The organism is Amycolatopsis sp. Hca4 (genome assembly GCF_013364075.1).
Classification (GTDB): Bacteria; Actinomycetota; Actinomycetes; order Mycobacteriales; family Pseudonocardiaceae; genus Amycolatopsis.
This window is the reverse complement of sequence record NZ_CP054925.1, coordinates 8,145,479-8,159,815: the sequence shown is the minus strand read 5'-3', so window position 1 is coordinate 8,159,815 and position 14,337 is coordinate 8,145,479. Positions and strand designations below refer to the sequence as shown.

Annotated in this window: 13 protein-coding genes and 1 pseudogene; 6 read left to right on the top strand and 8 right to left on the bottom strand. The window is 70.1% G+C overall.

From position 1 onward, the window contains the following. Positions 1–36 precede the first annotated feature (36 nt). From HUT10_RS37130 to HUT10_RS37110, 5 genes are all read right to left on the bottom strand, one after another. Entirely contained in the window at positions 37–1,791 is a 1,755-nt protein-coding gene (locus tag HUT10_RS37130; protein WP_176175448.1) for a beta-galactosidase family protein, read from the bottom strand. Continuing rightward, complete coding sequence (locus HUT10_RS37125) at positions 1,784–3,328, bottom strand: alpha-N-arabinofuranosidase (protein WP_176175447.1); 1,545 nt, start codon at positions 3,326–3,328, stop codon at positions 1,784–1,786. Before HUT10_RS37125 ends, HUT10_RS37130 begins: the two co-directional genes overlap by 8 nt. Next, entirely contained in the window at positions 3,325–4,671 is a 1,347-nt protein-coding gene (locus tag HUT10_RS37120) for a sugar ABC transporter substrate-binding protein (protein ID WP_176175446.1), read from the bottom strand. The genes HUT10_RS37125 and HUT10_RS37120 overlap by 4 nt, the downstream gene beginning before the upstream one ends. A 32-nt stretch (positions 4,672–4,703) precedes the next feature. Beyond that, positions 4,704–5,513, bottom strand: a complete 810-nt coding sequence (locus HUT10_RS37115; protein ID WP_176178222.1) for a carbohydrate ABC transporter permease — start codon at positions 5,511–5,513, stop codon at positions 4,704–4,706. Positions 5,514–5,583: 70 nt separating this feature from the next. After that, positions 5,584–6,513, bottom strand: coding sequence for a carbohydrate ABC transporter permease (locus HUT10_RS37110; RefSeq protein ID WP_176175445.1), 930 nt, complete (start codon positions 6,511–6,513; stop codon positions 5,584–5,586). 112 nt (positions 6,514–6,625) lie between these two features. Between HUT10_RS37110 and HUT10_RS37105 the strand changes: the two genes are divergently transcribed. After that, a complete protein-coding gene (locus HUT10_RS37105; RefSeq protein ID WP_176175444.1) occupies positions 6,626–7,678 on the top strand; it encodes a LacI family DNA-binding transcriptional regulator in 1,053 nt (350 codons plus the stop codon). Between the two features lie 275 nt (positions 7,679–7,953). Next, positions 7,954–8,136, top strand: a complete 183-nt coding sequence (locus tag HUT10_RS37100) for a hypothetical protein (protein ID WP_176175443.1) — start codon at positions 7,954–7,956, stop codon at positions 8,134–8,136. Here HUT10_RS37100 and HUT10_RS37095 read toward each other — a convergent pair. Further along, positions 8,114–8,737: a DsbA family oxidoreductase gene (locus tag HUT10_RS37095; protein ID WP_368660832.1), complete on the bottom strand. Its 624-nt coding sequence runs from the start codon at positions 8,735–8,737 to the stop codon at positions 8,114–8,116. The two genes, HUT10_RS37100 and HUT10_RS37095, sit on opposite strands and share 23 nt — an antisense overlap. Before the next feature lie 85 nt (positions 8,738–8,822). On the opposite strand from HUT10_RS37095, the gene HUT10_RS37090 reads away from it, so the two are divergent. Further along, complete coding sequence (locus tag HUT10_RS37090) at positions 8,823–9,422, top strand: QsdR family transcriptional regulator (protein ID WP_176175441.1); 600 nt, start codon at positions 8,823–8,825, stop codon at positions 9,420–9,422. A 197-nt stretch (positions 9,423–9,619) separates the two neighbouring features. After that, positions 9,620–10,549: a dienelactone hydrolase family protein gene (locus tag HUT10_RS37085; protein WP_176175440.1), complete on the top strand. Its 930-nt coding sequence runs from the start codon at positions 9,620–9,622 to the stop codon at positions 10,547–10,549. On the opposite strand, the gene HUT10_RS37080 is transcribed toward HUT10_RS37085, so the two are convergent. After that, positions 10,546–11,520, bottom strand: a complete 975-nt coding sequence (locus HUT10_RS37080) for an NAD(P)-dependent alcohol dehydrogenase (protein ID WP_176175439.1) — start codon at positions 11,518–11,520, stop codon at positions 10,546–10,548. The genes HUT10_RS37085 and HUT10_RS37080 overlap by 4 nt on opposite strands. A 90-nt stretch (positions 11,521–11,610) precedes the next feature. Here HUT10_RS37080 and HUT10_RS37075 point away from each other — a divergent pair, with 90 nt between their 5' ends. Then, a complete protein-coding gene (locus HUT10_RS37075; protein WP_176175438.1) occupies positions 11,611–12,264 on the top strand; it encodes a TetR/AcrR family transcriptional regulator C-terminal domain-containing protein in 654 nt (217 codons plus the stop codon). Here HUT10_RS37075 and HUT10_RS37070 read toward each other — a convergent pair. Then, positions 12,261–13,242, bottom strand: a pseudogene (locus HUT10_RS37070) (IS481 family transposase). The gene HUT10_RS37075 and the pseudogene HUT10_RS37070 overlap by 4 nt on opposite strands. Before the next feature lie 102 nt (positions 13,243–13,344). On the opposite strand from HUT10_RS37070, the gene HUT10_RS37065 reads away from it, so the two are divergent. Next, positions 13,345–14,337, top strand: a complete 993-nt coding sequence (locus HUT10_RS37065; RefSeq protein ID WP_176175437.1) for an LLM class flavin-dependent oxidoreductase — start codon at positions 13,345–13,347, stop codon at positions 14,335–14,337.

Genomic DNA, 14,337 nt, shown 5'->3' with positions numbered 1-14,337 from the left:
CGTCGAACTGCCCTTCGGGTGCGGTGGGGACTTTTCTCAGGCCTCGGTGTGGCCCAGCAGCGGCCGCGGCACGAAGCGGGCCGCGGGGTCGAGCATCGTGCCGAGTTCCAGCACGACCAGTTCGTTGGCGCCGGCCCGGACCACCGGGCGCGGCACGTACAGCGTCCGTTGCGGACCGCGCCGCCAGTACCGGCCGAGCGCGAACCCGTTGAACCAGGCCACGCCCTTGCCCCACTCGCCGGTGTCGAGGAACAGGTCGGCGGGCTCGTCGACATCGATGTCGGCGCGCAGCAGCACCGGCCCCGCCACGGCACCCGCCACGGACGACGGCGACGAAGGGCGCAGCGAAGGCAGCGCGGCCAGGTCGAACGGCAGCACGTCCCACCCGGCCAGCGGCTCGCCGTGCAGCGACGCCCCGCCGATGATGCCCTTCGCCTCGCCGATGCGCGGCCCGTAGTCGACGCGGCCCTGGTCTTCGACCAGCACCAGCAGCTCGCCGGCCGCGCGCGGCAACGGGATCGCGCGCTCGTGGTGGTCCCGGCTGAGCGTGCCCACGAGGTCGCCGTCGAAGAACACCGTGGCGCGGTCGCGGACCTCGCCGAAGGTCAGCACGCCGGGCCGGTCGCCCTCGATCCGTGTGCGCAGCAGCGCGAGCTGCGGCATCGGCATCAGGTCGTCGAACGCGGGCAGCTCCTCGTGGAACTCCCAGGTGCCCCAGCGTTCCGGGGCATCGAGCAGCCGCACCGGGTCGCCCAGCGCGCCGGACGGCGTCGGCGCGGGCCGGGCCGGCGGCGGGACCGTGTCGGGCACCTTGTGGTAGCGGGCGATCACGTCCCGGAAGGCGTGGTACTTCGGCGTCGGGTCGCCGGCTTCGTCCAGCGGCGCGTCGTAGTCGTAGGAGGTGATCAGCGGCTGGTAGACGCCCTTGTCGTTGGCGCCGTTGGTGAGGCCGAAGTTGGTGCCGCCGTGGAACATGTACAGGTTGACCGACGCGCCCGCGGCGAGCAGCGCGTCCAGCTCCGCCGCCGAGTCCGCGGCCGGGGTCGTGTGGTGGTGTGCGCCCCAGTGGTCGAACCAGCCGTTCCAGAACTCGCTGCACATCAGCGGTCCGGTCGGCTGGTGCTCCCGCAGGACCGCCAGCCGCGCCTCGGCGCCGGAACCGAAGGACGCGGTGCGGTGCAGCCCGTCGAGGCTGCCCGCGGCCAGCATCTCCGGCGTCGGCTGGTCCACTGTGGTCAGCGGGACGGTGACGCCGGCCGCGCGCGTGTGCTCGGCCAGCGCCTTCAGGTACCGCTTGTCGTCGCCGAACGCGCCGTACTCGTTCTCCACCTGGACCAGCAGCACCGGCCCGCCCCGGTCGATCTGGTGCGGGACGACGACCTCGTACACCTTGCTCAGGTAGTCGCGGACCGCGTCCAGGTACTTCGGCTCGTACCGGCGCACGCCGACCGACGGGTCCCGGAACAGCCAGGCCGGCAGCCCGCCGTTGTCCCACTCGGCGCAGATGTACGGGCCGGGCCGCACGATCGCGTACATCCCGGCGTCGGCGACGAGCCGCAGGAAGCGGTCGAGGTCGAGGCCGCCGGAGAGGTCGAACACGCCGGGCGCGGGGGCGTGCGCGTTCCACGCCACGTACGTCTCGATCGTGTTGAGCCCCATCCGGCGGGCCTTGTCGATCCGGTCGGCCCACAGGTCCGGGTGCACCCGGAAGTAGTGCAGGGCACCGGAAAGGATCCGGAACGGACGGCCGTCGAGCAGGAAGTCGTGCTCCCCGATGGCGAACTCAGGCATCCGGGCCCGCCTGCGGGGTCAGCTGCAGCACGGTCCAGGACAGGGGTGGCAGTGTCACGGTGATGGTGGTCCCCCCGGGATCGGACGTCGCGACCGTGCCGGGTAGCGGCACCGGCCGGACCGGTTGCGAGTCGGCGGTGTTCACGGCGTGGCGGGTCTCGCCATCCGGAGTGGTCAGCGTTTCGGCGGCGTACACGCCGAACCGGGCGCCGCGCAGGCGGAGGCGCACCTCGGTCGGAGACGCCGTCGCGCGGTTGGTGAGGAACACCGCCCCGCGGCCGGAATCCTCGACCGTCGCGGCGACGTCGACGAGGTCGACTTCGCCGTGCTGCGCGGTGCGCAACCGGTCACCGTCGACGGCCAGGCGCAGGCTCGCCCCGCCGGCCAGCGCGGCGACCTGCCGGAACGGGTGGAAGGTCGTCTGCCGCCACGCCGGGCCGCCGGGCTCGGAGCGGATCGGCGCGATGACGTTCACCAGCTGCGCCTGGTTGGCCATGGTGACCCGGTCGACGTTGCGCAGCAGCGAGCTCAGCAGCGAGCCGACGACGACCGCGTCGGTGACGGTGTAGGTGTCCTCGATGATCCTCGGGTGCTGCCGCCAGCCGCCCTCGGCGAGCTTCGCCTGGTCGACCTCGTTCCAGCGGCGCAGGTCCCAGACGTTCCACTCGTCGACGCTGATCCCGATCTTCTTGTCCAGGCCCAGCTCGGCGAGGGTTTCGTCGATGACACGCGCGGTCGTGCGGATGTAGCGGTCCAGCGCCGCCCCGCTCGCCAGGTAGCTGTCGGTGTCGCCGTGCAGCTCCTGGTAGTAGGCGTGCAGCGAGATGTGGTCGACCAGCTCGGCGGTGTGGCGCAGCACCGTGCGCTCCCACTCGCCGAACGTCGGCATGTCGGCGTGCGAGCTGCCGGCGACGACCAGTTCGAGGCCGGGGTCGATCATCCGCATCAGCCGGGCGGTCTCGGCGGCCAGGCGGCCGTACTCCTCGGCCGTCTTGTGGCCGATCTGCCACGGGCCGTCCATCTCGTTGCCCAGGCACCACAGCCTGAAGCCGAACGGGCGCTCGGCGCCGTTGGCGCGCCGCCGCTCGCTCAGCTGGGTGCCGCCGTCGATGTTGCAGTACTCCAAGACGTCGGCGGCTTCCTGGATGCCGCGGGTGCCGAGGTTGACGGCGTACATCACCTCGGCACCCGCGGCTTCGGCCCACGCGACGAACTCGTGCAGGCCGAAGCGGTTGGACTCGACGCTGTGCCACGCCGGGTCCAGCCGGGCCGGCCGTGATCCGACCGGCCCGACGCCGTCTTCCCAGCGGTAGCTGGAAACGAAGTTGCCACCGGGGTAGCGGAGCACGGTCGGGCCGAGTTCCCGGACCAGCTCCAGCACGTCACCGCGGAAGCCGCGGTCGTCCGCCGTGGGGTGGCCGGGCTCGTACAGCCCGGTGTAGACGGACCGGCCCATGTGCTCGACGAACGAGCCGAAGAGGCGACGCGGGACCGGGCCGATGACCTGGCCCGCGTCACCTTCGATGTCGACGGTCATCCGGCGCTGACCGTGAAGCCCTGCTGGTTGCCGTAGTCGACCAGCGCTTGCTGCCAGCCCGCCAGCCCGGCGTCGAGGCCGGTGTTCGCGAGGTAGGCCTTGCCGACGGTGTCGCTGTAGATGCTGTTGGCGTAGGTCTGGAACGGCAGGTAGATCCAGCCCGGCGCGACGTCCTTCGACGCCTGGGTCAGCACCTGGTTGACCTTCTGGCCCCCGAAGTACGGCAGCGCCTCGTCGACGAACGCGGGCGAGGACAGGTCGGCCGTGGTGGACGGGAAGCCGCCGCTCTTGATGAACGGCTGGACGCCGCCGCCGTGGTTGAGCCAGCGGACGAACGCCGCGGCCAGCGCCGGGTTCTTGCTCTGCTTCACCACGGACTGGGCGCTGCCGCCGTTCTCCGCGGTGACCGCCTTCTGGCCGTCGTAGGTCGGCATCGGCGCCACGGCCCACTTCCCGCTGCCACCGGGCACCGAGGAGATGAAGTTGCCCGGCATCCAGGCGCCGGTCGGCAGGGTCGCGATGGTGCCGTCGCCGAGGGCGCGGAACCAGTCGTCGGACCAGCCCGCGATCGGCGAGAGCAGCTTGCCCTCGACCAGCTGGTTCCAGACCGACGTCCACTTCTTGGTGCCCTCGTCGCCGAAGTTGATCTTCACGTTCCGGCCGTCGACGGAGAACGGGTGCCCGCCCGCCTGCCAGATCATGCTCAGCGTGAACCCGGCGTCCCCGGTGTCGGCCGTGATGTACTTGGTGGGGTCGGCGGTGTGCAGCTTCTTGGCCGCGTCGACGTACTCGGCCCAGGTCTTCGGCACGGCGATGCCGTACTTGCCGAAGACCTCCTTGTTGTAGAACAGCGCCATCGGGCCGGAGTCCTGCGGCAGGCCGTAGACGCCGTTGCCGTTCTTGACCTGCGCCCAGGTGGAGGCGCTGTAGTCCTTCTCGAACGAGCCGAAGCCGTAGGAGTTGAGGTCGACCAGCGAGTCGGTCAGCGCGAACTGCGGGAGGGCGTAGTACTCGATCTGGGCGACGTCGGGGGCACCCGAGCCGGCCTTGATCGCGTTCTGCAGCTTGGTGTACTCGTCCTTGTTGGTGCCCGCGTTGACGTAGTTGACCTTGACGTTCGGGTATTCCTTCTGGAACGCGGCCACCTGGTCCTTCGCCGACGGCGTCCAGCTCCAGTAGGTGATCTCGCCGCCGGCCTTCAGCGCGGCGTCGACGGAGTCCTGGCTGCCGGTGGCAGCGGCGGGCGCGGACGACGAGCCGCCCCCGGACGAGCAGCCGACCGCCAGAGCGGCGGCCAGCACCAGGGCGGCGGCCGCCCTGGCGTGGTTGCGGATGCGTGACATCAAGTGTCCCTTCACGGCGGTGTGACGGCGGGTTACTGCTTAACGCTTCCGGCGCTCAGCCCGGACTGCCAGAACCGTTGCATGAGCAGGAAAGCGACGACGAGGGGGATGATGGTGAGCAACGACCCGGTGAGGACCAGGTTGAAGATCGGCTGGGCGCCGGCGCCGTTGGCCTGTGCGCTCCACTGGTTGAGCCCGACGGTCAGCGGGTACCACTTCGGCTCGCTGAGCATGATCAGCGGCAGGAAGTAGTTGTTCCACGTCTGCACCATGGTGAACAGCGTGACCGTGATGATCCCGGGGACCAGCTGGCGCAGGGTCACGGTGAGGAAGATCCGCAGCTCGCCCGCGCCGTCGATCCGCGCCGCCTCCAGGAGCTCGTCCGGGATCGCGTCGGCGGCGTAGACCCAGATCAGGTACAGGCCGAACGGGCTGATCAGCGACGGGATGATGACGGCCAGCGGCGTGTTGGTCAGCCCGAGCTTGCTGAACATCAGGAACGTCGGCACGGCCAGCGCGGTCGGCGGCACGGCCACGGCCCCGAGGACGACGGCGAACACGCCGCGGCGGCCCGGGAAGCGGTACTTGGCCAGCCCGTAGCCGGCGGCCGTGGCGAGGATCGTCGCGCCACCGGCCCCGACCACGACGTACAGCAGGGTGTTGCCGAGCCAGCGGAAGAAGATGCCGTCGTTGTAGCCGAACGTCTTGCCGATGTTGTCGAACAGGGCGAACGAGTCGCCGAAGGACAGGCCCGACGTCGAGAACAGCGCGGGCTGGGTCTTGGTCGCGTTGATGATCAGCCACACCAGCGGGACCAGGGTGTAGAGCAGGTAGAGCGCCATGAAGCCGGTGAGGACACGCGACTTCCGGGGCTTCGTCACCGAGAACCGCGTCTTGGGAAGGACGGCCACGTCACATCTCCTTCCGGGAGCCGCGCAGCTGCACGACGTAGGCGATGACCGCGGTGATCACGCCCATCACGATGGCGACGGCGGCGGAGTAGTTGTACTGCTGCCCGTTGAAGGAAAGGTTGTAGGCGTACATGTTCGGGGTGTAGTTCGTGACGATCATGTTGGGCACGAGGTTGCGCATGATGTTGGGCTCGTTGAACAGCTGGAAGCTGCCGATGATCGAGAAGATCGTCGCGACCACGATGGCGCCGCGGATCGCGGGGAGCTTGACCGACAGGATCGTGCGGAACGTACCGGCGCCGTCGATCGCGGCCGCTTCGAACAGTTCCTTCGGGATCACCTTCAGCGCGGAGTAGAAGATGAGCATGTTGTAGCCCACGAACTCCCACGTGACGATGTTCCCGATCGACGTGAGCAGCCAGTTCTGCGACAGCGGCTTGACGGAGTCGGTGCCCAGCAGGTGGTTCAGGTCCGCGGCGAGTCCGAAGTGGTCACCGTAGATGAAGCCCCACATCAGCGCGGCGACGACGGCCGGGACCGCGTACGGCAGGAAGATCACGATCCGGAAGAAGCCGGCGGCGTGCAGCCGGGCGCTGTCGATCGCCAGCGCGGCGATCAGCGCGAGCACCAGCATGATCGGCACCTGCACGGCGAGGAACACCAGGACGCGGCGGAACGCTTCCCAGAACTTCGGGTCGCCGAAGACCTGGACGTAGTTGTCGGCGCCGACGAAAACCGTGCCGCCGAAGAAGGCCTGGTCCCGGAAGAGGCTCAGCACGAAGGCGTACACGACGGGCGCGATGAACGTCAGCGCGAACACCAGCATGAAGGGGGCGACGAAGAGCCAGCCCCGCCATTTCCGCCGCGGCCGGCGGGCCGCGGGCGCCCGGCGCGCGGGCACCGGGACGGGCGGAGCCGCTGTGGACGTCATCGTCTCTCCGAGTGATCGCGTGTGCCGGGTGCTGGACCCGGCGGGATGTTTACGTCAACATGGACGGCCGCAGAGTAACGTGTTGACGTAAACATGTCCAGGACACCGAGGAGTGACCGTGCCGCGCCAGACAGCGACGTCGTCCGCACCCGGCCCCGCGCGGCGCCGGGGCCCGTCGATGGCGGACGTGGCCCGCGAGGCGGGGGTGTCGGGCCAGACGGTGTCCCGCGTCGCGAACGGCAAGACCAATGTGGACGACGCGACGCGCGAGCGGGTCCTGGCCGCGATGCGGCGCGTCGGCTACCGGCCCAACAGCGCGGCCCGCGCCCTGCGCAACGGCCAGTTCCGCAGCATCGGCGTGATCATTTCGGCCCTCCCGACGTTCGGCAACAGCCGCACCCTCGACGCCATCGCGGCGGCGGTCGTCGACGAGGGGTTTTCGATCATCCTGATGCCGGTGACCCGCCCGACCCAGGGCGAGGTGACGGGGGCGTTCAGCACGCTGAACGAGCAGGCCGTCGACGGCGTCATCATCCTCATCGAGCAACACCAGCTTGACCAAAGCGAAATCGAACTGCCGCACGGGCTCCCGGTGGTGGTGATCGACTCGAGCGCGCGGTACGACTACCCGGTGGTGGACAACGACCAGGCGGACGGCGCGGCCCGGGCGACCAGCCACCTGCTGTCACTGGGGCATTCGACGGTCTGGCACATCGCGGGGCCACCGCAGTCGTATTCGGCGGAGCGGCGCCGGAAGTCGTGGCAGGCCACTTTGGAACGCGCGGGCCGTTCCGTTCCCCCGGTGGTGGCCGGCGACTGGTCGCCGGAGTCGGGTTACCGGGCGGGCTTGCGCTTGGCGGCGGACCCGGCGGTGACGGCGGTGTTCGCGGCGAACGACCAGATGGCGCTGGGGCTGCTGCGCGCGTTGCACGAGACGGGCCGGGAGGTGCCGGCGTCGGTGAGCGTGGTGGGGTTCGACGACATGGAGGAGTCGGCCCACTTCTGGCCCCCGCTGACGACGATCCGCCAGTCGTTCGAGGCGGTGGGCCGGCACGCGGTGCACGCCCTGCTGTCCGAAATCGAGACGGGCACGGAGGCCGGCGAACCGGTCCTGCTCCCGACGGAGCTGGTCATCCGGTCCAGCACTGCCCCACCCCCCGCGTGACTGGGAGGTCGACACGCGTGATGGGGAGGTCGACACGCGTGATGGGAACGTCGACACGGCGCGAGCCGGGCGCCACCGCGTGTCGACCCCTCAATCACGTGAGTTGACCTCCCGATCACGCGTGTTGACCTTTCGAGCACACGGACCTTGCGGGAATTGGTCGTTTCAGGCGGGCGGGGCGGGGGAATTACCGGCCACCAAGCCGGGAACCCCGGTACCCCCAACGTCCCAGTGGCGTAGACCATTCGGCGCCACCGCACGGAAACGAGGCTGTCATGCTCGCCATTCTCGCCGCCGTTCTCTTCGGGCTCGCCCTGCTCATGGAGCTCGCCGGGTTCGGGCTGGGGCCGGTGATCACCACCGGGACCCTCACCACCGCCGGGTTGCTGTGCGTTGCCCTGCACCTGGCCGGCATCGCCACCGACCGGTCGCGGTTCACCCGGCGGCGGCGGCGCTGACCTGCCGCAGCACCTGGGCGAACACCTCCGTCGACTGGGCGCCCGCCACGCCGTAGCGCTGGTCGATCACGAAGAACGGGACGCCGGACGCGCCGAGGGCGCGGGCCTGCTCTCCGTCCGCCGCCACTTCCGCTTCGTACGCGTCGGACTCGAGCACCGCCCGCGCCTCGGCTGCGTCCAGACCCGCTTCCGCCGCCAGTGACACCAGCGAATCGCGGTCGAACAGCGACCGGCGCTCCGTGAAGTGCGCCGCGTAGAACCTGTCCACGACAGCATCGGCCAGACCGTGTGAAGCCGCGAGGTGGACCAGGCGGTGGCCGTCGACCGTGTTGCCCATGTGGACGCCGTCGAGGTGGTACTCGAGGCCGTCGGCCGCCGCTCGCTCCTCCATCTGGGCTTCCATCGCGTCCGCCTCCTCCAGGGTGCGGCCGTACTTCTCGGACAGCACCTCCCGCGTCGGCCGGGACGTGCCACGCGGGAACGACGGGTCGAGCTGGAACGAGTGGTGCACCACCTCGACGTCGGCACCCACCTCGGCCACCGCCCGCTCGAAGCGGCGCTTGCCGAGGTAGCACCAGGGACAGACCAGATCGGACCAGATGTCTACGCGCACGCACCCAGCTAACCGAAGGGATGCCGCGCACTTCAAGGTAACCGGCCTCCACCAGCGGACTAGGGTTGGCGCGGTGACCGTCTCGACCGACGACATCGTCCGGCACGCCGCCCGCCTGCTGATGGCCGGGACGCGCCTCGACCTCGGCCGGATGGCCGCCGAGCTCGGGATCTCGCGCACCACCTTCTTCCGCCGCGTCGGCAACCGCGACGACCTGATGGGCGCCGCCCTGCGGCTGCTGTCCGACCGGACCTGGCAGCGCGCGCTCGACGGCTGGCGCGCCGAACACGGCGACGCGGTCCGCACCCCCGACGACCGGCTGCGCTGCCTCTGGGTCATGGAGGCCTACCGCCGCGAGGTCGCCGGCAGCGAAGGCATGCGCAAGCTCATCGAAGCGGAGTCGAACGTCGCGCTCCGCGTGCTCACCGATCCGCGCGGTGCCGTCCAGCCCGGGCTGGTCGACGCGCACGTCGAGCTCTTCCACGCCGACGCCGAAGCGGCCGGGCTGGCCCCGCTGGTCGGGCTGCCGGACCTGGCCTTCGCGGTCGTCCGGCTCGGCGAGTCCTTCCTCTACTCCGACGTCCTGGCCGCCCGCTCGGTGGACCTGACCGTCGCGACGACGCTGATCGACACCCTCGTTCGCGGCGCCCTGGATCCGGTCCGGGTGCACTGAGCGACCGCCCAGTTCGTCAGACCACTCCCCCGTTCGGAGGATGTGGAACATTTCGCCAAGGTGTTTCATAGGCGACGGGAAAGCGGTTACCCCGCACCCCGCCCGCGGCACGTCTTCCGTTGCCGTGCACCAGTTCTGCCGATCCGCCCGTCTGTGTCCGGGCGCGCTTTCGCCTGCCCGGGGAAAGAGAGCGATCCATGTCTGCACTCACCGGCCCGCCGACGACGTCCGGCTTGCGTGAGAAAATTTCCCGCCGCCGGCCGTGGCGCGCCAAGGCCACCGGCGTCGTGCTGGCCGCGCTGGCGCTGACCACCGCGGTCGCCGCGCCGGCGCCCGCCGCCGCGAACCCCTACGAGCGGGGCCCCGACCCGACCACGGCCAGCATCGAAGCCACCCGCGGCTCCTTCGCGACCAGCACCGACACCGTGTCGCGGCTGGCCGTCTCCGGCTTCGGCGGCGGCACCATCTACTACCCGACGACCACGACCGCCGGCACGTTCGGCGCGATCTCGATCGCGCCGGGCTTCACCGCCACGCAGTCGAGCATCGCCTGGCTGGGCCCGCGCCTGGCTTCGCAGGGCTTCGTCGTGTTCACCATCGACACCCTGACCACCTCCGACCAGCCCGACAGCCGCGGCAGGCAGCTGCTGGCCTCCTTGGACTACCTGACCCAGCAGAGCTCGGTGCGCTCGCGCATCGACAGCAGCCGGCTCGGCGTCGTCGGGCACTCCATGGGCGGCGGCGGCACGCTCGAAGCGTCGCGGTCACGCCCGTCGCTGCAGGCCGCGGTGCCGCTGACCGGCTGGCACCTGACGAAGAACTGGTCGACGCTGCAGGTGCCGACGCTGGTCGTCGGGGCGCAGTCGGACACCGTCGCCCCGGTGGCGACCCACTCGATCCCGTTCTACACGAGTCTTCCGTCCACTCTGGACCGCGCGTACCTCGAACTGCGCGGCGCCAGCCACTTCGCGCCCAACTCGCCGAACACGACGATCGCGAAGTACACGCTGTCGTGGCTCAAGCGGTTCATCGACAACGACACTCGCTACGAGCAGTTCCTCTGCCCGATCCCCCGCACCGACCTGTCCATTTCGGACTACCGGGGCAACTGCCCGCACAACGGCTAGCCGCCGAGGGTCACGACCACCTTGCCCTTGGCGTGCCCTGATTCCGAGTGAGCGAACGCGGCGCGCAGGTCGTCGAACGGGTAGCTCCGGTCGACGACCGGCGTGACCGCGCCCCGCTCCACCAGGCCGGCCAGCTCGCGGAGGGCGGCCGCCTTGTCCCGGCACGCCACCGCATCCGCGAGCACCACCCGCCGCCGGGCGAACGGGCCGGACGCCAGTGCGGCGAAGACGTGCCCCGCGGGCTGCACCCACCGTCCGGCCGGGCCGCCCACGGCGACGAACGTGCCGGTCCGCGCGAGCACCCGGCGGCAGGCGAACACCGTCCGGCTGCCGGCGATGTCCAGCAGGACGTCGTAGCGGCGCTCGCTGCGCGTGAAGTCCTCGGCCCGGTAGTCGAAGACGTGCTCCGCGCCGAGTGCGTGCACCGCCGAAGCGTTGGCCGCGCCGCAGACGGCGTCGACGTGCGCCCCGAGCGCCCGAGCCAGCTGGACGGCGAAGGTGCCGACCCCGCCGGAAGCGCCGTTGACCAGCACCCGCTGCCCGGCTTCGACACCCCGCAGGGCCACCAGCGCGGTGACGGCCGCCATCGGCATCGCCGCCGCCTGCTCGTGCGTGAGGTTCGACGGCATCGGCGCCAGCAGGTCTTCGGGCACGCAGACGTACTCGGCGTGCGCACCGCGCGGCAGCAGCGCGTAGACGTCGTCGCCGGGCCCGAACTCCTCGCCCGCCGACGCGACCCGGCCGGCCAGGTCGCACCCGAGCACGCCCACCGGCGGGCGCCGCAGGCCGAACCCGCCGGTCATCAGCCGGGCCACGTACGGCTCGCCTCTGAGGAAGTGCCAGTCGTACGGGTTGACCGAAGTGGCGTGCACCCGCACCAGCACCTCGCCGGGACCGGGCACCGGCTCGGGCACGTCTTCCCAGGTCAAGCCGTCCGGCGGGCCGTACGCGCGTTGCACCAGAGCCTTCATGACGTCTCCCTTACGTTGTAAGTCGTACGTCGTAAGGTAGCTCCGGGCCGAGCGGCGGGTCAAGGAGGACTTACGTTGTACGATCACTCCGTGACCACCGAAGCCCGGATCCCGCTGAGCCGGGAACGCGTGCTGCGGGCGGCCGTCGCGCTCGCCGACGAGCACGGCCTGGGCGCGGTGACGATGCGCCGGCTGGCCGAGGACCTCGGCGCCGAGGCGATGTCGCTCTACTACCACGTGGCCAAGAAGGAAGACGTGCTCGACGGGATCGTCGAGGTGGTCGCCGAGGAGGTCAACGACGCCGTGGCGGGGGTGGCACCCGGCCCGGACTGGAAGCAGACGGCCCGGCGGCGCATCCTCGCCGCCCGGCAGGTGTTCCTCCGCCACCGCTGGGCGCCCGGCCTGTTCGGCACGCGCTCGGCGACGAGCCTCGCGGTGCTGAAGTACTACGACGGCCTGGTCGGCCTGATGCGCGAAGGCGGGTTCTCCCACGACCGGATCCACCACGCCCTGCACGCGCTGGGCAGCCGCGCGCTCGGGTTCAGCCAGGAGCTGTTCGCCCCGAACGCCGGCGCGTCGGCCGACGTCCCCGCGGAACTGGCCGCCCAGCTGCCGAACCTGGTCGGGATGCTGGCCGAGATCGCCCACGACGACCCGGACTCGACCCTGGGCTGGTGCGACGACCAGGCGGAGTTCGAGTTCGGCCTGGACCTCGTCCTCGACGGTCTCGACCGGCTGCGCTAGTTGTGCTGCTGCTTCTGGTCGTTGACACCCTGGGATGGGGGTTGGGTCTTCTGTAGCAGCCTCTCATACGGGGTCTGGCCGGCCAGGCTCCCGTGAGGGCGGTGGTAGTTGTAGTAGTCCTCCCATTCCTTGAGCTTGTCGTTGAAGGCGCCGAGGTCGCCGAGGACGACACCGTCGAGCAGGCGATAGAACTTCTTCGGCGTCGATGCGATGCGAACGCTCGACCTTCCCGTTGAGCCGCGGCGTCGCCGGGCGGATGTAGACATGCCCGATGCCCTGGTCCAGCAGGTGCCAGTGAAACGCCGACTGGAACTCCGCGCCGTTGTCGGTCTGGATCTTCTCGACCTGGAACGGCAGCCGGGACAGCACGTAGTCGAGGAACTGGATCGCGGTCTTCTGATCAGAGCGGGGGTAGATCCGCAGGATCCGCAGGCGGGTGCAGTCGTCGATCGCGGTGTACTGGTAGTACCGCTTCTTCCGGCCGGCGTCGGTGGTGATCGGCTCGACGAACTTGACGTCGATCTGCAGCTGGTGACCGGGGCGCTGCTTCTCATACCGCTTCCATCGCTGCTGGTGGCGTTTGTAGCGCTGAGACGCCGGTAGCCGGCTCATGCCGAGGCGTTTGAGGATGCGGTAGATCGTGGAGTGGCCGATCTCCTGGTCGTGGTAGCGGCGCAGGTACATTTCGATCTTCAACGGGCCGAAGTGGTAGTGCTGCCGCAGGTGGACGATCTTCTCGACCACTTCGGGGGGAGTGATCGTCGGGCAGTGCAGTGGGGCGCTCGAGCGGTCTTTCAGGCCGTCGATGCCTTCGTCCTCGTAGCGGCGTTTCCACCGGTAGAACACGGTGCGGCTGATGCCGTAGTAGCGGCAGGTCGCCGCGACGTTGCCGCTGACTTCTTCGGCGTGACGCAGGACGGCCAGGCGCCGGTTCGCGCGCCTGACCAGGTCCTTCTCACTCCACACTCGCTCAGCCATGGGCCTCCCTTGATCAGGAACCCAGACTGTCAACAACCTCTGTCAGTTTTAGACCTAGTCCACCAGCTGGGACATCCGGCCGTCCGGGGGCAGAATCGCACCGTGTCACGACCTCTGCGGAAGCTCGGCTTCCTGACCATCGGCCTGTTCGACCCGGCCGACCCGCGCCGCGGCCACGAGTCGACGCTGGAGATCATCGAACTGGGCGAGCGGCTCGGGTTCGACAGCGCCTGGGTGCGCCACCGGCACCTGCAGCACGGCATCTCCTCGCCGGTCGCCGTGCTGGCCGCCGCGTCGCAGCGGACCAGCCGGATCGAGCTCGGCACCGCGGTGATCCCGCTCGGCTGGGAGAACCCGCTGCGGCTGGCCGAGGACCTCGCCACCGTCGACCTGCTCTCCGGCGGGCGGCTCAACCCCGGGCTCAGCGTCGGCCCGCCGATGCGCTGGGACGACGTCAAGCACGCCCTCTACCCGGACACCGCGGACGCCGAGGACTTCTCCTACAACCGCGTGCAACGGCTGCTGGACTTCGTGCGCGGCGAGCCGGCCACCGGGTTCAGCGGCACCCAGGGGTTCGAGGTGTTCTCCGACCGCGTCCAGCCGCAGGCACCCGGCCTCGGCGACCGGCTCTGGTACGGCGGCGCGAGCCTGCGCTCGGCGGAGTGGGCGGGCAAGCACCGGATGAACTTCTTGACCAGCAGCGTGGTCAAGGCCGAAAGCGAAAGCACCGACTTCGCCGAAATCCAGCTTTCGCACATCCGGACCTTCCGCGAGCACCACCCCGCCGGGCGCATTTCGCAGGGGCTCGTCGTGATCCCGACCGACAGCGCGACACCGGAACAGCGCGCGAAATACGAGGCTTACGCCGAAAAACGGCTGCCGCGCACTGCGGAACCGCAGGGTCCCGCGCGGATGCTGTTTTCCCCCGATTTCGTCGGCACGTCCGCGGAAATCGCCGAGCGCCTGCACGCACACCAGGCGTTCCGCGAGATCGACGAGGTGGCTTTCGCCCTGCCGTTCACCTTCGAACACGAAGACTACGTGCAGATCCTCACCGACATCGCGGAACGCCTGGGTCCCCTGCTCGGACGTTAG